General features: G+C 55.7%; 19 protein-coding genes. 8 read left to right on the forward strand and 11 right to left on the reverse strand.

Annotation, left to right across the window (positions count from 1 at the left end; translation table 11 throughout):
- Positions 1-20: 20 nt before the first annotated feature.
- Positions 21-512, reverse strand: a complete 492-nt coding sequence (locus E3U32_RS09880) for a YajQ family cyclic di-GMP-binding protein (protein WP_023334701.1) — start codon at positions 510-512, stop codon at positions 21-23.
- A 121-nt stretch (positions 513-633) separates the two neighbouring features.
- On the opposite strand from E3U32_RS09880, the gene panE reads away from it, so the two are divergent.
- Complete coding sequence (gene panE, locus E3U32_RS09885; RefSeq protein ID WP_134348628.1) at positions 634-1,545, forward strand: 2-dehydropantoate 2-reductase; 912 nt, start codon at positions 634-636, stop codon at positions 1,543-1,545.
- Positions 1,508-2,101, forward strand: coding sequence for a protein deglycase YajL (gene yajL, locus E3U32_RS09890; protein WP_134348629.1), 594 nt, complete (start codon positions 1,508-1,510; stop codon positions 2,099-2,101). Before panE ends, yajL begins: the two co-directional genes overlap by 38 nt.
- Before the next feature lie 95 nt (positions 2,102-2,196).
- On the opposite strand, the gene thiI is transcribed toward yajL, so the two are convergent.
- On the reverse strand, positions 2,197-3,645 hold the full coding sequence (thiI, locus tag E3U32_RS09895) for a tRNA uracil 4-sulfurtransferase ThiI (protein ID WP_134348630.1): 1,449 nt from the start codon (positions 3,643-3,645) through the stop codon (positions 2,197-2,199).
- A 191-nt stretch (positions 3,646-3,836) separates the two neighbouring features.
- Here thiI and xseB point away from each other — a divergent pair, with 191 nt between their 5' ends.
- The 4 genes from xseB (at position 3,837) to E3U32_RS09915 (ending at position 7,905) form a co-directional block, all read left to right on the forward strand.
- Positions 3,837-4,079 (forward strand): exodeoxyribonuclease VII small subunit, encoded by a 243-nt coding sequence (gene xseB / locus E3U32_RS09900; protein ID WP_008503331.1) that lies wholly within the window; start codon positions 3,837-3,839, stop codon positions 4,077-4,079.
- Positions 4,080-4,979: a (2E,6E)-farnesyl diphosphate synthase gene (gene ispA, locus E3U32_RS09905; protein WP_134348631.1), complete on the forward strand. Its 900-nt coding sequence runs from the start codon at positions 4,080-4,082 to the stop codon at positions 4,977-4,979.
- Between the two features lie 24 nt (positions 4,980-5,003).
- The gene (dxs, locus tag E3U32_RS09910) at positions 5,004-6,866 is read left to right on the forward strand and encodes a 1-deoxy-D-xylulose-5-phosphate synthase (RefSeq protein WP_134348632.1); all 1,863 of its coding nucleotides are present in this window, start codon (positions 5,004-5,006) and stop codon (positions 6,864-6,866) included.
- Between the two features lie 64 nt (positions 6,867-6,930).
- Positions 6,931-7,905 (forward strand): aldo/keto reductase, encoded by a 975-nt coding sequence (locus E3U32_RS09915; protein WP_134348633.1) that lies wholly within the window; start codon positions 6,931-6,933, stop codon positions 7,903-7,905.
- A gap of 62 nt (positions 7,906-7,967) precedes the next feature.
- On the opposite strand, the gene thiL is transcribed toward E3U32_RS09915, so the two are convergent.
- The 5 genes from thiL to nrdR all read right to left on the reverse strand — a co-directional run bounded on the left by thiL (position 7,968) and on the right by nrdR (position 11,573).
- Positions 7,968-8,939, reverse strand: coding sequence for a thiamine-phosphate kinase (gene thiL / locus E3U32_RS09920; protein WP_116341632.1), 972 nt, complete (start codon positions 8,937-8,939; stop codon positions 7,968-7,970).
- Between the two features lie 77 nt (positions 8,940-9,016).
- Positions 9,017-9,436, reverse strand: coding sequence for a transcription antitermination factor NusB (gene nusB, locus E3U32_RS09925; protein ID WP_006809908.1), 420 nt, complete (start codon positions 9,434-9,436; stop codon positions 9,017-9,019).
- A gap of 21 nt (positions 9,437-9,457) precedes the next feature.
- Positions 9,458-9,928, reverse strand: coding sequence for a 6,7-dimethyl-8-ribityllumazine synthase (gene ribH, locus E3U32_RS09930; protein WP_006176874.1), 471 nt, complete (start codon positions 9,926-9,928; stop codon positions 9,458-9,460).
- Between the two features lie 87 nt (positions 9,929-10,015).
- Complete coding sequence (ribD, locus tag E3U32_RS09935; RefSeq protein ID WP_134348634.1) at positions 10,016-11,119, reverse strand: bifunctional diaminohydroxyphosphoribosylaminopyrimidine deaminase/5-amino-6-(5-phosphoribosylamino)uracil reductase RibD; 1,104 nt, start codon at positions 11,117-11,119, stop codon at positions 10,016-10,018.
- A gap of 4 nt (positions 11,120-11,123) precedes the next feature.
- Positions 11,124-11,573, reverse strand: a complete 450-nt coding sequence (nrdR, locus tag E3U32_RS09940; protein WP_006176872.1) for a transcriptional regulator NrdR — start codon at positions 11,571-11,573, stop codon at positions 11,124-11,126.
- A gap of 152 nt (positions 11,574-11,725) precedes the next feature.
- Here nrdR and E3U32_RS09945 point away from each other — a divergent pair, with 152 nt between their 5' ends.
- Positions 11,726-12,265: a DUF3251 domain-containing protein gene (locus E3U32_RS09945; protein ID WP_134348635.1), complete on the forward strand. Its 540-nt coding sequence runs from the start codon at positions 11,726-11,728 to the stop codon at positions 12,263-12,265.
- Between the two features lie 270 nt (positions 12,266-12,535).
- Complete coding sequence (locus tag E3U32_RS09950; RefSeq protein ID WP_025756198.1) at positions 12,536-13,420, forward strand: nucleoside-specific channel-forming protein Tsx; 885 nt, start codon at positions 12,536-12,538, stop codon at positions 13,418-13,420.
- An 88-nt stretch (positions 13,421-13,508) separates the two neighbouring features.
- Here the strand turns inward: E3U32_RS09950 and E3U32_RS09955 are convergent, their stop codons facing one another.
- The 4 genes from E3U32_RS09955 to secD all read right to left on the reverse strand — a co-directional run bounded on the left by E3U32_RS09955 (position 13,509) and on the right by secD (position 17,541).
- Positions 13,509-14,189 (reverse strand): helix-turn-helix transcriptional regulator, encoded by a 681-nt coding sequence (locus tag E3U32_RS09955; RefSeq protein ID WP_134348636.1) that lies wholly within the window; start codon positions 14,187-14,189, stop codon positions 13,509-13,511.
- A gap of 14 nt (positions 14,190-14,203) precedes the next feature.
- On the reverse strand, positions 14,204-14,569 hold the full coding sequence (locus E3U32_RS09960) for a VOC family protein (protein ID WP_134348637.1): 366 nt from the start codon (positions 14,567-14,569) through the stop codon (positions 14,204-14,206).
- Between the two features lie 142 nt (positions 14,570-14,711).
- Positions 14,712-15,683 (reverse strand): protein translocase subunit SecF, encoded by a 972-nt coding sequence (gene secF, locus E3U32_RS09965; protein WP_134348638.1) that lies wholly within the window; start codon positions 15,681-15,683, stop codon positions 14,712-14,714.
- Positions 15,684-15,693: 10 nt separating this feature from the next.
- The gene (gene secD, locus E3U32_RS09970) at positions 15,694-17,541 is read right to left on the reverse strand and encodes a protein translocase subunit SecD (RefSeq protein ID WP_134348639.1); all 1,848 of its coding nucleotides are present in this window, start codon (positions 17,539-17,541) and stop codon (positions 15,694-15,696) included.
- Positions 17,542-17,554 lie beyond the last annotated feature (13 nt).

The following is a 17,554-nucleotide window of genomic DNA, read 5'->3' on the forward strand; positions in this document are numbered from 1 at the left end:
GGTTAAACCGGGCTTTTTTATTAATCGCGGAAGTTTTTAAACTGGAACGGTTGTCCCAGATCGCCGCCGCGCACCAGCGCCATCACGGACTGCAGGTCATCACGGGACTTGCCGGTGACGCGAATCTCTTCACCCTGGATCTGCGCCTGTACCTTCAGCTTGCTGTCTTTGATGAGCTTGACGATCTTCTTCTGCACCGCGCTCTCAATACCCTGCTTCAGCTTGGCTTCAACAAACCAGTTTTTACCGCTGTGCACGAACTCTTCCGGCACATCCAGAGACGTCCCTTCAATGCCGCGTTTTAACAGCTTGGCGCGCAGAATGTCGAGCAGCTGATTCACCTGGAAATCAGACTCGCTCAGCACCTTAATAGTCTTATTTGCATCGTTCAGCTCAAACGACGCCTCAACGCCACGAAAATCGAAACGTGACTCAACTTCGCGGGTTGCGTTCTCAACGCCGTTGCGAACTTCCTGGATATCAACTTCGGAAACAATATCGAAAGATGGCATCTTTTCTTCTCCCTTCACTTTTGTTGCGTTGCATAATACCCGCTACGAGGCATAACTCAACAGAAGCTTAGCTGTATAATTAAGCTGTAACACCTGGCGCAGTTGCAGGTGAGGAGGAACAATGAAAATTACAGTGCTCGGATGCGGAGCGCTTGGTCAGCTTTGGCTGACCGCGCTGTGCAAGCACGGACATGAGGTTCAGGGCTGGCTGCGCGTGCCCCAGCCCTATTGCAGTGTAAACCTGATTGGTGAAGACGGAAGCATCTTTAACGAATCCCTCACCGCGAACGATCCTGATTTCCTGGCGCAAAGCGACCTTTTACTGGTGACGCTCAAAGCGTGGCAGGTCTCAGACGCGGTAAAAACACTGGCCGCGCAGCTCCCCTCCACTTCCCCCATACTGCTGCTGCATAACGGCATGGGGACGCTTGATGAGCTGAAAAGCGTCCCGCAGCCCCTGCTGATGGCGACGACCACTCACGCTGCCCGCCGGGACGGAAACATCATCGTGCATGTCGCCAGCGGGGTGACGCACATCGGCCCCGCCAGAACGCAGGATGGCGACTACAGTTATCTTGCCGATGTACTGCAAAAGGTGTTGCCGGACGTGGCCTGGCATAACCATATTCGTCCTCAACTCTGGCGCAAGCTGGCCGTCAACTGCGTCATTAATCCGCTGACGGCTCTGTGGAACTGCCCGAACGGGGAGCTGAAAAATCATCCGCAGGATGTTGCGACGCTGTGTGCGGAAGTCGCAGCGGTCGTTGAGCGGGAAGGCCTGCATACCTCAGCAGACGATTTACGCTGTTATGTCGAGCAGGTTATTGAGAGTACCGCAGAAAACATCTCCTCGATGTTGCAGGATGTTCGGGCATTACGCCACACAGAAATCGACTACATTACCGGCTATCTGCTAAAACGCGCCCGCGCGCACGGTATCGCCGTACCGGAAAACGCCCGTCTGTATGACCTGGTTAAACGTAAGGAGAGTGAATATGAGCGCGTCGGCACTGATCTGCCTCGCCCCTGGTAGCGAAGAGACTGAAGCGGTAACCACCATTGATTTGATGGTGCGCGGCGGCATTAACGTGACAACTGCCAGCGTCGCCAGCGACGGTAATCTGGCCGTCACCTGCTCGCGCGGGGTGAAGCTCCTCGCGGATGCCCCGCTTGTGCAGGTGGCGGACGGAGATTACGACATCATCGTCCTGCCGGGTGGTCTGAAGGGCGCGGAGTATTTTCGTGACAGCACTCTGCTGGTTGAGACCGTGCGCCAGTTCCATTTATCCGGTCGGATCGTCGCAGCCATCTGTGCCGCTGCCGGCACGGTTCTGGTTCCGCATGACATCTTTCCCATCGGCAACATGACCGGCTTCCCTGGGCTGAAAGAGACCATTCCGAAAGACCAGTGGGTAGATAAACGCGTGGTCTGGGATCCGCGCGTCAACCTGCTGACCAGCCAGGGCCCCGGCACTGCGATTGATTTTGGCTTAAAGATTATTGACCTGCTGGTCGGGCGCGAAAAAGCGTACGAGGTTGCGTCATCGCTGGTAATGCCGGCGGGAATTTATAACTACTATGAAGAGTAGTGCATAAAAAAAAGCCGGGTGGCGGCTACGCCTTACCCGGCCTACACGTGCACGGTACCGTAGGCCCGGTAAGCGAAGCGCCACCGGGCAATGAATTACGGGCGATACACTTTCACATTCGCAAAGCCCTGCTCGCGCAGGTACAGCGCCTGCAGGCGGCTCATCACCCCGCGCTCACACCACAGCAGGTACGTTTTACTCTTGTCGAGATCGCCAAATTTCGTGCTCAGCTTGTAGAACGGCAGAGAAACCACCTCAACGCCTTCGACGTTCAGCGGGCTGGCATCCTGTTCATCAATCGAACGAATATCCACAATCACATCGCTGGCACCGAAACCGCTTACGGTTTCAACTTCAACAACTTCCTGCTCGGTCTGCTGGGCAATCTCACGGATATCAATGTTGGACGCTTCCGCCACCACTTTTTCCAGAATGCTGAAATCGAAGTTCTCTTCTTCCGCTTCGATCTTCGCCTTCACCGCTTTCACCGTTGGGCTTTTTGAGATCACACCGCAGTATTCCGGCATGGTGCGGGCAAAATCTTCGGTGCCGATTTCACGCGCCAGATCGATGATGTGCTCTTTATCATGGGAGATAAGCGGACGCAGGATCAGCGTATCAGACACGTTGTCGATAAGACGCAGGTTGGTCAGCGTCTGGCTTGAGACCTGGCCCAGCGCTTCGCCGGTGACCAGCGCCTGCACGCCGTAGCGTTCAGCCACTTTGGAGGCCGCACGCACCATCATGCGCTTCAGGATGACGCCCATCTGGCCGTCGTCCACTTTCTCGAGGATTTCGCCGACCACAGGTTCGAAGTTGATCGCCACAAAACGCACGCGGTGGGAGCTGCCGAAGCGGTTCCACAGATAATGCGCCACCTGACGAACGCCGATTTCGTGCGCCGCGCCGCCCAGGTTGAAGAAGCAGTAGTGCACGCGACAGCCGCGACGCATCAGCATATAGCTGGAGACGCCGGAGTCGAAGCCGCCGGAGATCAGGGACAGAACATCTTCCTGGGTCCCGATCGGGAAGCCGCCGATGCCTTCATAGCGGCCTTTCACCAGTAACAGGCGATCGTTTTCGATCTCCAGATTGACGGTCACATCCGGGTTGGTCAGACGCACGCGCGCAGACTCGACGTGCTGGTTCAAGCCGCCGCCAACGTAACGTTCCACTTCAATGGAGCTGAATTCGTGCTTACCGCGACGCTTCACGCGTACGCAGAAGGTTTTGCCTTCGATCTGGTCGCGGTACTGGACCAGCGCTTTCTCGAAGATGTCGTGCATATCGCTGAACGGGACGTCTTCCACTTCCAGAATATGGTGGATACCCGGAATACGGGTCAGGGCGTCGCGAATATCCTGACGTTTGTTTTCGTCTTTCGCACGAACCTCAACGTGGTCCCAGTGGCGCACCACGGCGAGGGTTTCGTCGTAGTGCTTTAATACGTTACGAATGTTCCCGGTGAGAATTTTAATAAAGCGCAAACGCACAGATTGGCTTTTGATGGTGATTTCAGGGAACAATTTAATGATAAACTTCATGGCGGCAATGTTTCTTAGGCAAGCGTATTAAGGCTTGTAATGGAAAAGAGTACAGCAGCCCACACCCGTGGCTGCATCCAGGCGCGCAAGTATATCACCATCGCGCCGCTCCTGTGCACATTGCGCGTTATTTGCTTATCCGCCCGAGTCCGTTACCATGTCGGGGCGAAGAATATAAGAGTCAATTCACTATGCCGAAGAAGAACGACGCACCGGCCAGTTTCGAAACTGCGCTGAGTGAACTGGAGCAAATTGTCACCCGCCTTGAGAGCGGCGATCTCCCGCTGGAAGAGGCGCTCAACGAATTCGAGCGCGGCGTACAGCTGGCGCGCCAGGGGCAGGTCAAACTGCAGCAGGCCGAACAGCGTGTGCAGATCCTGCTGTCCGACAGCGAAGATGCGAAAACCACGCCTTTCACACCGGACGCCGAGTAAATGGATTTTGCCACCGAGCTTCAGGCGCGTGTCGTGCGCGCCAACGACGCCCTGCGCCGTTTTATTGCGCCACAGCCTTTTCAGAACACTCCACTGGTTGAAGCCATGCACTATGGCGCACTCTTGGGTGGAAAGCGCCTGCGCCCGTTTCTGGTCTACGCCACAGGCAATATGTTTGGTATCAGCGATAACACGCTGGACGCCCCGGCAGCCGCCGTTGAGTGCATCCACGCCTACTCGCTGATCCACGATGATTTACCGGCCATGGACGACGACGATTTGCGTCGGGGTCAACCAACCTGCCATATCAAGTTTGGCGAGGCGAATGCCATTCTGGCGGGTGATGCCCTGCAAACGCTGGCATTTTCGATTCTGAGCGACGCGCCGATGGCTGAAGTGGCTGACCGCGACCGCCTGGCAATGATCTCCGAACTGGCAATGGCCAGCGGCGTAGCCGGCATGTGCGGCGGACAGGCCCTGGATCTGGACGCGGAAGGACGTCAGGTTAATCTGGAACAGCTGGAGCGTATTCATCGCCATAAAACAGGGGCATTGATTCGTTCAGCCGTTCGCCTGGGCGCGCTGAGTGCGGGTGAACAAGGGCGCAAAGCCCTGCCGATTCTGGACAGATACGCAGAAAGTATCGGTCTGGCATTCCAGGTTCAGGATGACATTCTGGATGTGGTGGGCGATACTGCAACATTGGGAAAACGTCAGGGTGCGGACCAGCAGCTTGGCAAAAGTACCTACCCCGCCTTGCTGGGCCTTGAGCAAGCCCAACGTAAAGCCCGGGATCTGATAGAGGATGCCCGCCAGTCTCTGAATCAGCTGGCCGCGCAATCGCTGGATACCTCGGCACTGGAAGCGCTAGCGGACTATATAATCCAGCGTGATAAATAAACACACTATCTCGATGAGCCTTTGATGAGTTTTGATATTGCCAAATACCCGACACTGGCGTTAGTGGACTCCACCCAGGAGTTACGCCTGTTGCCGAAAGAGAGCCTGCCGAAGCTGTGCGACGAACTGCGTCGCTACCTGCTCGACAGCGTTAGCCGCTCCAGCGGCCATTTCGCCTCCGGGCTTGGCACGGTTGAGCTGACCGTGGCGCTGCATTACGTCTATAACACGCCGTTCGATCAGCTAATCTGGGACGTAGGGCACCAGGCATATCCGCACAAAATTCTGACCGGACGTCGCGATAAAATTGGCACCATTCGACAGAAAGGCGGCCTGCATCCGTTCCCGTGGCGCGGTGAGAGCGAGTATGACGTATTGAGCGTCGGTCACTCCTCCACGTCCATTTCTGCGGGTATCGGTATTGCCGTTGCCGCCGAAAAAGAGAACAAACAGCGCCGCACCGTCTGCGTGATTGGCGATGGTGCTATCACCGCAGGTATGGCCTTTGAGGCCATGAACCACGCGGGCGATATCAAGCCAGACATGCTGGTTATTCTTAACGATAACGAAATGTCGATTTCCGAAAATGTCGGCGCGCTGAACAACCATCTGGCTCAGCTGCTCTCCGGCAAGCTTTACTCCTCGCTGCGTGAAGGCGGCAAGAAAGTCTTCTCCGGCGTACCGCCGATCAAAGAGCTGCTCAAGCGCACCGAAGAGCACATCAAAGGCATGGTCGTGCCAGGTACCCTGTTTGAAGAGCTGGGCTTTAACTATATTGGCCCGGTTGACGGCCATGACGTGCTGGGTCTGGTGACCACACTCAAGAACATGCGCGACCTGAAAGGCCCGCAGTTCCTGCACATCATGACTAAAAAAGGGCGTGGCTACGAACCGGCGGAAAAAGATCCGATTACCTTCCACGCGGTACCGAAATTTGACCCGTCCAGCGGCTGTCTGCCAAAAAGCAGCGGCGGCATGCCGAGCTATTCAAAAATCTTCGGCGACTGGCTGTGCGAAACCGCAGCGAAAGACAACAAGCTGATGGCGGTCACCCCGGCCATGCGTGAAGGCTCTGGCATGGTGGAGTTCTCCAGAAAATACCCTGACCAGTATTTTGACGTGGCCATTGCCGAGCAGCACGCGGTGACGTTTGCAGCGGGCCTGGCCATTGGCGGCTACAAGCCGGTTGTCGCTATCTATTCCACCTTCCTGCAGCGCGCCTACGATCAGGTGATCCATGACGTGGCCATTCAGAAACTGCCGGTACTGTTTGCTATCGATCGTGCGGGCATCGTCGGTGCTGACGGTCAGACGCACCAGGGTGCGTTTGACCTGTCGTTCCTGCGCTGTATTCCGGATATGGTTGTCATGACGCCAAGCGACGAGAACGAATGTCGCCAGATGCTGTTTACCGGCTACCACTATCAGGATGGTCCAAGCGCCGTTCGCTACCCGCGCGGTAATGCGGTAGGCGTTGAGCTCCAGCCTCTGGAAAAACTGCCGATAGGTAAAGGTCTGGTAAAACGTCGCGGTGAGAAAGTGGCGATCCTGAACTTCGGTACGCTGATGCCGGAGGCCGCGAAAGTGGCTGAAACGCTGAATGCAACCCTGGTGGATATGCGCTTTGTGAAGCCGCTCGACGAATCCCTCATCCTGAGTATGGCTGAAATGCATGACGTACTGGTCACGCTGGAAGAAAACGCCATCATGGGCGGTGCGGGCAGCGGCGTGAACGAAGTGCTGATGGCAAACCGTAAAGCCGTTCCGGTGCTGAACCTCGGCCTGCCGGATCATTTCATTCCGCAAGGTACTCAGGACGAAGCGCGTGCGGCTATTGGCCTGGACGCTGCCGGTATCGAAGCCAAAATCCGCACCTGGCTGGACTGACCCCCTCCCCCTTTTCCGCTCCTGCTATGCTTAAACCTGGTGTTTAAACAGCAGGAGCGGAACCGTGCAATACACTACATTAGGAAAAACCGACCTTAAAATTTCCAGACTTTGTCTGGGATGCATGACCTTTGGCGAGCCCGATCGGGGAAACCATGCCTGGACGCTGCCGGAAGAGAGCAGCCGTCCGATTATCAAACGCGCTATCGAGGGCGGCATTAACTTCTTTGACACCGCCAACAGCTACTCTGACGGCAGCAGCGAGGAGATTGTCGGCCGTGCCCTGCGCGATTTTGCCCGTCGTGATGAAATCGTCGTCGCCACCAAGGTGTACTACCCGGTGGGCGACCTGGCTGAGGGCCTTTCTCGCGCGCAAATCCTGCGTTCCATTGATGACAGTCTCAGACGGTTAAATATGGATTACGTCGATCTGCTGCAAATTCACCGCTGGGATTACAACACGCCAGTCGAGGAGACGCTTGACGCGCTGAACGACGTGGTCAAAGCCGGTAAAGCACGCTACATCGGCGCGTCGTCTATGCATGCATCGCAGTTTGCACAGGCGCTGGATCTCCAGGCGCAGCACGGCTGGGCGCGCTTTGTCACCATGCAGGATCACTACAATCTGATCTATCGTGAAGAAGAACGCGAGATGTTGCCGCTGTGCCATCAGGAAGGTGTAGCGGTGATCCCCTGGAGCCCGCTGGCACGCGGCCGCCTGACCCGTCCATGGGGTGAAACCACGGCTCGTCTGGTATCGGATGAAGTGGGAAAAAACCTGTACGAAGGAACAGAGGCCAGCGATGCGCTAATCGCCGAACGCTTAGCCGGGATCGCCGACGATACCGGTGCAACTCGTGCGCAGGTGGCGCTGGCGTGGCTGCTGGGTAAACGCGGCGTCGCGGCACCGATTATCGGCACATCCCGGGAAGAGCAACTTGATGAACTGCTGAATGCGGTGGATATCACGCTGACGCCGGAGCAAATTGCCGAGCTGGAGACGCCGTATCAGCAGCATCCGGTGGTGGGGTTTAAGTAAGCTCCATCTTTTGTAGGCCGGGTAAGGCGAAGCCGCCACCCGGCAATACAGAGCGCGCAAACTTACGCGAAGTGATCGTACCCTTTCCAGTCCAGCGTAACGGGCGCACCGTCTTTCACAAACTTCAGCCCTTCGCTCTCCGGCATGATCTGACCGATACAGGTAAACTTCGCGCCGAGATGCGCTAACGCCACATCCAGCGTCCCACGGTTCAGCTCAGGCACCGTGAAGCACAGCTCATAGTCTTCGCCACCGGAGAGCGCCCAGCGCAGGGCCTGCTCAGGCTCCACATGGCGAAGCAGCTGTTCTGACAGCGGGAACAGGTCCAGGTCAACGCGCGCGCCGACGCCGCTGGCCTTCAGAATATGGCCGAGGTCTGAGATGAGACCGTCAGAGAGATCGATAGCCGAGCTTGCCCGCTCGCGCAGCGCCTGACCGTGCAGAATACGCGGCGTCGGGCGCAGATGGCGTTTCACCAGATACGCCGCATCGTCAGCGTCCTTCACGGTTAAGCGATCCTGCAGAATAGCCAGCCCTGCCGCGCTGTCGCCCGGCGTACCGGTCACGTAAATCCAGTCGCCGGGTTTTGCGCCCGAGCGCTTCAGCGCGCGACCGAGCGGGACATAGCCGTGGATCGCCAGCGTCATCGACAGTGGCCCGGCTGTGGTATCACCGCCAATCAGCTGCATATCGTAGTAGTTGAGCTGCTCAAACAGCGCATCGCTGAAGGCTTCAAGCCAGGCTTCATCCACCTCAGGCAGCGTCAGGGCCAGCGTCAGCCATGCGGGATCGGCGCCCATTGCCGCCAGATCGCTAACGTTAACCGCCAGCGCTTTATACGCCAGGTCGGCAGGATCGATATCCGGTAAGAAATGACGTCCGCACACTAAGGTGTCGGTGCTGATTGCCAGCGTCTGTTTTTCGGGAATATTGAGAAGTGCACAGTCATCGCCAATGCCGGTTTCAACATCAAGACGAGAGGTTCTGACACGGTCGAAATAACGGGCAATCAGGGAGAATTCGCCGCATGCCATACGTTATGCCTCAGCAAATAAAAGAAAAAACCGGAGCCGCACTGCCCGTCAGGCAACGCAGGACTCCGGTTTGCGGATCACTTTTTGTGGGGACGGATCGCAGGTGCTGCTTTATCAAGAACGCCGTTTACAAACTTGTGGCTGTCTTCAGCGCCGAAGGTTTTCGCCAGTTCGATCGCTTCGTTGATGGCCACTTTATACGGCACATCATCACGTTTTGACAGCTCAAACAGCGCGATACGCAACACTGCTTTTTCTACCTGACCCAACTCTTCGAGCAGACGGGACAGGTAAGGTTTCATCAGACCATCGAGATACGCGCTATTAGTCGCCACTCCCGACAGCAGTTCACGGAAGTACAGAACGTCAACATCTTTCACGTCCTGTTCTGACAGGAACTGGTATTCAACATCAGCGATGTCGTTCTGGGACAACTGCCAGGAGTAAAGTGCCTGGACGGCACATTCACGGGCGCGGCGACGAGCAGCAGGTTTCACGGAATTCCCCTTACAAAAAAATCAGGCCTTGATGGCTTTCAATACATTGATCATTTCAAGCGCGGTCAGTGCAGCTTCTGCACCTTTGTTACCGGCTTTGGTGCCAGCACGTTCGATGGCTTGCTCAATACTTTCGGTGGTCAGCACGCCAAACGCGACAGGAATTTCAGCATCCTGCGCAACGTGTGCCAGACCGTTGCTTGCACCGCCCGCAACGTATTCGAAGTGCGCAGTGCCGCCACGAATAACAGTACCCAGTGCAATCACCGCGTCGTATTTACCGGTTTTTGCCAGCGCGCCCGCTGCCAGTGGCAGTTCGTAAGCACCTGGAACCCAAACAACGGTAATGTTGTCATCTTTAACCTGGCCAATACGTTTCAGGGCGTCAATGGCACCTTCCAGCAGGCTGTCGTTGATGAAGTTGTTGAAACGCGCAATGGTGATGGCGACGCGAGCGTCCGGGGTAGCTACAGCAGCTTCAATAATGTTCATACTCTTCCTTTACGGGTTCATTTGGCCCCGCAGGGGGGCGGATTTTATCATAATACTTTGCGCACTGCTTCCCTATTTCGGGAGCAATTACGCTGTCGTTAAGTGGAGGCAGACATCCGGACCCACCGGACGAATCTCGCTAAATTTGAGTTGTGGTGCATCGGCCAGTTTTTCAAGGTCGGGCAGCACAAACAGGCCGCGCGCGTCGTGACCTAACAGTTTAGGCGCAACGTAAACAATCAATTCATCCACCAGTCCGGCCTGTAAGAGCGCACCGGCAAGCGTTGGCCCCGCTTCTACCCAGATGCTGTTCACCTGCTGCTTGCCGAGCAGCATCATGAGCACCACGAGATCCAGATGACCGTTATGCTCCGGCACCATGATGCTGCGCACGCCTTCCGGCCATTCACGCGTATCTTCTTTGGTGCGGGCAATCCAGGTTTCACCGGGCTGCTGGACAATGCGGTGTTCAGGCGTCACGCGGTTCTGGCTATCAATGATAATACGCAGAGGCTGACGCAGGTTCTCCTGCGGGTAAAGCGCCTGGGTATCGGCATTCAGTTCGTCCCAGCGTACGGTCATGGCCGGATCGTCAGCCAGAACCGTTTCACTGCTGGTGAGGATAGCATGGCTTTGCGCACGCAGACGTTGCACATCGCGCCTTGCCTGCGGCGAGGTTACCCACTGGCTCTCGCCGTTTGCCATCGCCGTACGTCCATCCAGCGAGGCGCCCAGCTTAAGCTGGATATACGGGAACCCGGTGCGCATACGTTTCAGGAAGCCTTTATTGATCGCTTCGGCGTCTTGCATCATCAGCCCATGGCTGACCTCAATGCCTTCCTGCTGCAGGCGATACAGACCGCGTCCAGCCACCTGCGGATTGGGGTCCTGCATCGATGCGACCACGCGTGAAACACCTGCTGCAATCAGCGCTTCGCAGCACGGCGGCGTACGCCCGTGATGGCTGCAGGGCTCCAGCGTAACGTAGGCCGTGGCACCGCGCGCCTTCTCGCCGGCCATACGCAACGCATGAACTTCAGCATGTGGCTCGCCTGCACGATAGTGAAAGCCCTCTCCCACGATCTCGCCATCTTTAACGATCACGCACCCGACGTTCGGGTTGGGATGGGTAGTAAAACGACCGCGCTGCGCCAGCTTCATGGCGCGCGCCATGTACATCTCATCGTGCATGAGCTTAATCCTGTAAGCGGGCGATCTCTTCGCCAAACTCTTTGATATCTTCGAAGCTGCGGTACACAGAGGCGAAGCGGATATAGGCGACCTTATCGAGCTTTTTCAACTGCTCCATCACCAGGTTGCCGATCATCTTGCTGGGCACTTCACGCTCGCCTAAGCCACGAAGATGAGATTTGATGTGATTTAACGCCATTTCAACGTCATCTGCGCTTACAGGACGTTTTTCGAGGGCTTTCAGCATCCCGCTGCGCAGCTTCTCTTCGTTAAACGGCTCGCGCACATCGTTACTTTTTACCACGCGCGGCATCACCAGCTCTGCAACCTCGAAGGTCGTGAAACGCTCGTTGCACACCAGACACTGCCGACGACGGCGTACGGATGACCCTTCGCCCACAAGACGAGAGTCGATGACTTTGGTATCCACAGCGGAGCAGAATGGGCAATGCATACGGTATCCCTGTTATCCGGTTAACTGATTTTCATTTTACCCTGATCTGGCCTGACAACAAAGGAAGAGCTTTTTGAGATAAAGGATCTATGTCTGACACGCTGATGCTAGCTACCATTAGAGCGATCCGTTATTTCAAGGAAATAAACGCAATGACAAGACGTTACCTGAAAATTTTGCTGGTGGGGAGCCTCTTCACCCTTAGCGCCTGTGCACAGCAAACCGAAGTCCGTCAAATGAAACAGAGCGTGAATACGCTCAATACGGCGATGGACAAACTGAACAAAGAAACGGTGAAGATCACCCAGCAAAACGCGCTTAACGCTAAATCCAGTAGCGGAGTCTATCTGCTGCCGGGAGCAAATACGCCTGCGCGCCTGAACAGCCAGGTTGGCACGCTGAAGATGTCGCTGGTGAACGTGGCGGCGAATGCAGATGGTACTCGCGCAACATTACGCATCCAGGGCGAATCCAACGATCCGCTTCCGGCCTTCAGCGGCACCGTCGAATGGGGGCAGATCCAGGGCACCACGGAGAATTACCAGGAGGTGAACGTGAAGAATCAGCTTTTCACCGCCCCGGCCAGCGTTTTAGCACCCAGCGATGTGGAAATTCCTCTTCAGTTAAGCGGCCTTACGCCGGAACAGTTAGGCTTCATCCGCATTCACGACATTCAACCCGCCGCGCAGTAATTCCATCCTCTTAAGCGGAGTGAAATGTCACTCCGCTAACATTTACATTTCGTATGGATTGGCAACATAAATGATTGCCGCTACAATCCCGGCCGTTTAAAGTACGCAAACGTGAACGCAATCGATTACGTGTGTGAGAGATATGTGAAACAACACATATTTTTGTGAGCAGGGATTCCTATAATAGGCACCGCAGAAACACGAAATATTTAGAAACGCAATTCGCGCATTTTTCACTCCCGGAAGGGAATTTCAATCAGTGGCATGATTATGAAAAAAACATTACTCGCAGCTGGGGCCGTGCTGGCACTGTCCTCCTCTTTCACTGTTAACGCAGCGGAAAACGATAAACCGCAATACCTCTCCGACTGGTGGCATCAGAGCGTTAACGTGGTCGGCAGCTACCACACCCGCTTCGGACCACAGATCCGCAACGATACCTACCTGGAATATGAAGCATTCGCCAAGAAAGACTGGTTTGATTTCTATGGCTATATGGATGCACCGGTCTTCTTCGGTGGTAACACCGACGCGAAAGGTATCTGGAACCACGGTTCCCCACTGTTCATGGAGATCGAACCGCGCTTCTCTATTGATAAACTGACCGGTACCAGCCTGGCGTTTGGTCCGTTCAAAGAGTGGTATTTCGCGAACAACTACATCTACGACATGGGCCGCAACAAGTCCGGTCGCCAGAGCACCTGGTACATGGGTCTGGGTACGGACATCGACACCGGCCTGCCAATGAGCCTGTCTCTGAACGTGTACGCTAAGTACCAGTGGCAGAACTACGGTGCCGCGAACGAAAACGAGTGGGATGGCTACCGTTTCAAAGTGAAATACTTTGTGCCAATCACCCAGCTGTGGGGCGGCAACCTGAGCTATATCGGCTTCACCAACTTTGACTGGGGTTCAGATCTGGGCGACAACGACTTCCGCGACCTGAACGGTAAGAAAGCGCGCACCAACGACTCCATCGCCTCCAGCCACATCCTGGCGCTGAACTACGATCACTGGCACTACTCTGTTGTTGCGCGTTACTGGCACAACGGTGGCCAGTGGAACGACGACGCCAGCCTGAACTTCGGTAACGGCGACTTCAGCGTTCGTTCTACCGGTTGGGGTGGTTACCTGGTTGTGGGTTACAACTTCTAATCAGTGCGGATTTCGCCCGGTGGCGCTACGCTTACCGGGCCTACGATCCGAATGTAGGCCGGGTAAGGCGTAGCCGCCACCCGGCTTTTTACTGCTTCACCTTCCGCAAAAAATCCGCCAGTGACTTATCCGCACTCTCGCTAAACCGTCTCTCCGTCTGCATAATATTGAGGCATCTGTCGAGCCGGAAACAGCGATAGTCATCGCGCCGTTCGCACCACGCCGCCAGCAGCCAGCGCTCCCCCCAGAAGAACAGCCCCAGCGGCTGAACCTCGCGCTTAGAGAGCTGTCCGGCTTCATCACGATAATGCAACACCAGCACGCGCTGGGCGGAAATCGCCTGATGAATCATGTCAAAATCGCTGCGGGAGTGGCTTTGCATGCAAAAATCCGGCGCGTAGATCCGCGTCTGCTCCGCCTTTCGCCGGCTCTCCTCGGGCAGGATAGCCAGCACCTTTTCCTGAGCCGACTCCAGCTCGCGCGACAGCGACTCACCTCCCCAGGTTTTGAGCAGGCGAATCGCGACGATCAGCGCCTCTGACTCCTTATTTGTCAGCATCAGCGGCGGTAGGTCAAAACCCGACATTAGCCGATATCCGCTTCCTGCCTCACCCTCTACCGGCACGCCGGAAAGTGAAAGGTCGCGGATATCGCGGTAGACCGTGCGCTCAGATACACCAAGCCGGTCTGCCAGATGCGCTGCCGTTGTCAGACGCCTGCCCCGCAGGATCTGCACAATCTGGAACAAACGGTCAGCGCGTCGGGTCATATCTTATTCAGCTCTCAGGCAGGTTGATGGAGGCCGACGCGATTACCTTCGCAGTCGGTAAACAGAGCAATAGTGCCAATGCCACGCGGCAATTCCAGCGGCCCGAATACGCACTCGCCGCCTGCGCTAGCGATACGGTCGAGCGTGGCCGCCAGATTGTCAGTATGCAGGTAGATAATAGCGCCTTCGTGAGACGGTACAATGCCCTCAAATTTTGCCAGCGCCCCGCCGGTACCCGGATCCTCATGCGGGAATACGGCCAGCTCGACGCAGTCCATTTTCTCGCTTTTTAATGAAACCTGCATCACTGGCTCATAAAAATTAATTGCGCGATCCATATCCGTGACCGGGATTTCAAACCAGTTAATTACGCTTTTCATACATTCTCCTGAGTGTTGTTTGGGTTCGAAAAGAGTCTACGACAGGGCTCCTGACAGCATACTGTCAGGAGTGTTTGTCAGGAGCAGATAAAAAAAATCCCGGTCAACTGACCGGGATTTCGATAACGCGCTAAACGTCGCCTTACGGCAGAATGGACGGCTGGTCCGCCCCTTCTTTCTCGACTTTCTGCTGGAGCAGGTGCTCGCGCTTCATGCCGAGTTTCAGTGCCAGAGCGGATGCAACGTAGATAGACGACGCAGTACCGATAGTCACACCAATCAACATGGTCAGCGAGAAGCCTTCCAGTACCGGACCACCGAAGAGATACAGCATCAGGATAACCATCAAGGTGGTTCCGGATGTGATCAAGGTACGGTGCAGCGTCTGGGTCAACGACACGTTAAAGATTTCGTACGGCGTACCGCGACGGATCTTACGGAAGTTTTCACGAATACGGTCAGATACCACGATACTGTCGTTCAGTGAGTAACCGATAACGGACATCAGGGATGCCACAATCGTCAGGTCAATCTCAATGTGGAACAGCGACAGTACGCCCATGGTGATCACCACGTCGTGCGCAAGAGCGATAACCACACCTGCCGCCAGTCGCCACTCAAAGCGGAAACCAACGTAAATCAGGATGGAAATCAACGCCACCATCAGCGCCATCGCACCGGTCTGCGCCAGGTCAGCACCTACGCTTGGGCCGACGAACTCAATACGCTTCACCGCCGCATTCTGGCTGGTCGATTCGTTGATGACGTTCAGAACCTTGCTACCCAGCTCCTGGCTGCCGTTGGCATCGTGTACCGGCGGCATACGCACCATGATGTCGCGGCTGCTGCCGAAGTTCTGCAGCAGCGGCTCTTCAAAGCCCGCTTTCTGCAGAGACTCGCGCATCTGGTCCATATCGATCGGTTTTTCCAGGGAGATTTCAATTACCGTACCACCGGTAAAATCGAGACCCCAGTTAAAGCCTTTCACGCCCATGATGACGATGGACACAATCAGCAGAAAACCTGAAATGCCGAAGGCCCAGTAGTCCCAGCGCATAAAGTCCCAGACTTTACGGCCGTGGTTTAATTGTTCAACAGTATATTCCTGTGCCACAACGCACTCCTCAGATAGACAGCTTTTTGACGCGCTTGCCGCCATACAGCAGGTTCACGATGGCACGGGTGCCGACAATAGCGGTAAACATCGACGTTGCGACACCGATACCGGTTGTAATCGCAAAGCCTTTGATAGCGCCAGTACCCACTGCATACAGGATAAGAACCTTAATCAGTGTTGTTACGTTCGCATCGAAGATGGAGCTGAACGCCCCTTTGTAGCCTTCTTCAATCGCCTGTTGCACAGAGCGACCGTTGCTCAGCTCTTCTTTAATACGTTCGTTTATCAGTACGTTGGCGTCGACCGCCACCGCAAGGGTCAGAACGATACCCGCAATACCCGGCATGGTCAGCGTCGCGCCCGGCAGCAGGGACATGATGCCGATGATCAGCACCAGGTTAGCCAGCAGCGCGGACGTCGCAATCAGACCAAACTTCTTATAGAAGAAGATCATGAACAGGATGGAGACAACCAGACCGGCCAGACACGCTTCCAGACCCTGCTGGATGTTTTGCATACCAAGCGTTGGACCAATCGTACGTTCTTCAACAATCTGAATTGGCGCAATCAGCGCACCGGCACGCAGCAGCAGAGAGAGCTGACGCGCTTCGTTCGGGTTGTTAATACCGGTAATACGGAAGCTGTTACCCAGACGAGACTGGATGTTGGCGATGTTAATCACCTCTTCCTCTTTCACCAGCACCGCACGACCGTTTGCATCTTTCTTACCGCTGTCTTTGTACTCCACGAACAGGGTCGCCATCGGTTTGCCGATGTTGTCCTTGGTGAAGTTAGACATGATGTTACCACCCGCGCTATCGAGCGAGATGTTAACCTGCGGCTGGTTATATTCGTCCTGGCTGGAAGTGGAGTCGGTGATATGGTCACCGGTCAGGATCACGCGTTTGTACAGCACAACTGGCTGACCTTCGCGGGTCTGTTTCACTTCGGAGTCACCCGGAATACGGCCTGCGGCAGCAGCGGACTGGTCGACATTGGAGTTAACCAGACGGAATTCGAGAGTAGCGGTTGCACCCAGAATCTCTTTCGCACGTGCGGTATCCTGGATACCCGGCAGCTCTACCACGATACGGTCAGCGCCCTGACGCTGAACCAACGGCTCAGCTACACCCAGCTGGTTTACACGGTTACGCAGAATGTTGATGTTCTGCTGAACGGCGTATTCACGCGCTTCGCTCAGACGCGCATCCGTCATCACCGCGCGCAGCTGGTTGCTGCCCTGAGAGGTAATCACCAGATCGCGGTGACGTTGAGACAGGTAAGTTACAGCCTGGTCGCGTGCCGCACTGTCGCGGAACGTGATGCTCATGCCGTAGTTATCTTCTTTACGCACGGTGGTATAGGCGATGCCTTTTTCACGCAGATCGCTGCGCAGGCTATCGATATTCTGTTCCTGCAGCTTGCCGAGCGCGGTGTCCATATCCACTTCCATCAGGAAGTGAACGCCACCACGCAGGTCAAGACCCAGTTTCATTGGCTCTGCATTCAGAGCAGCCAGCCAACGCGGGGTTGCAGGAGCAAGGTTAAGCGCCACGACATATTTATCACCCAGCACGCCCATCAGCGCTTCACGAGCGCGGAGCTGCGTGTCGGTGGTGTCGAAGCGAGCAAGAATAGCGCCCTCTTCCAGTGCCACAGACTTAGCGGTAATTTTTTCTTCTTGTAACGTTTTCTGGACCTGGATCAGCGTTTGCTCACTGGCGGCGACACCGCGCGCGCCAGTGATTTGAACGGCCGGATCCTCACCATACAGGTTGGGAAGTGCGTACAGCAGGCCGACGATAATCACGACGACCAGCATGATGTACTTCCACAAAGGATAACGGTTTAACACGGCAGTTCCCTTT

The organism is Lelliottia nimipressuralis, from assembly GCF_004402045.1.
In the GTDB taxonomy this organism is placed as follows: Bacteria; Pseudomonadota; Gammaproteobacteria; order Enterobacterales; family Enterobacteriaceae; genus Enterobacter; species Enterobacter chinensis.

Bases quoted from the DNA above. Each gene is read 5' to 3' on its own strand.
- nrdR (WP_006176872.1), bottom strand. From the start codon at position 11,573: ATGCATTGCCCATTCTGCTCCGCTGTGGATACCAAAGTCATCGACTCT.
- thiL (WP_116341632.1), bottom strand. From the start codon at position 8,939: ATGGCATGCGGCGAATTCTCCCTGATTGCCCGTTATTTCGACCGTGTC.
- ribH (WP_006176874.1), bottom strand. From the start codon at position 9,928: ATGAACATTATTGAAGCTGCTGTAGCTACCCCGGACGCTCGCGTCGCC.
- panE (WP_134348628.1), top strand. From the start codon at position 634: ATGAAAATTACAGTGCTCGGATGCGGAGCGCTTGGTCAGCTTTGGCTG.
- dxs (WP_134348632.1), top strand. From the start codon at position 5,004: ATGAGTTTTGATATTGCCAAATACCCGACACTGGCGTTAGTGGACTCC.
- E3U32_RS09955 (WP_134348636.1), bottom strand. From the start codon at position 14,189: ATGACCCGACGCGCTGACCGTTTGTTCCAGATTGTGCAGATCCTGCGG.
- ribD (WP_134348634.1), bottom strand. From the start codon at position 11,119: ATGCACGATGAGATGTACATGGCGCGCGCCATGAAGCTGGCGCAGCGC.
- E3U32_RS09950 (WP_025756198.1), top strand. From the start codon at position 12,536: ATGAAAAAAACATTACTCGCAGCTGGGGCCGTGCTGGCACTGTCCTCC.
- thiI (WP_134348630.1), bottom strand. From the start codon at position 3,645: ATGAAGTTTATCATTAAATTGTTCCCTGAAATCACCATCAAAAGCCAA.
- E3U32_RS09880 (WP_023334701.1), bottom strand. From the start codon at position 512: ATGCCATCTTTCGATATTGTTTCCGAAGTTGATATCCAGGAAGTTCGC.
- ispA (WP_134348631.1), top strand. From the start codon at position 4,080: ATGGATTTTGCCACCGAGCTTCAGGCGCGTGTCGTGCGCGCCAACGAC.
- yajL (WP_134348629.1), top strand. From the start codon at position 1,508: ATGAGCGCGTCGGCACTGATCTGCCTCGCCCCTGGTAGCGAAGAGACT.
- xseB (WP_008503331.1), top strand. From the start codon at position 3,837: ATGCCGAAGAAGAACGACGCACCGGCCAGTTTCGAAACTGCGCTGAGT.
- E3U32_RS09960 (WP_134348637.1), bottom strand. From the start codon at position 14,569: ATGAAAAGCGTAATTAACTGGTTTGAAATCCCGGTCACGGATATGGAT.
- E3U32_RS09945 (WP_134348635.1), top strand. From the start codon at position 11,726: ATGACAAGACGTTACCTGAAAATTTTGCTGGTGGGGAGCCTCTTCACC.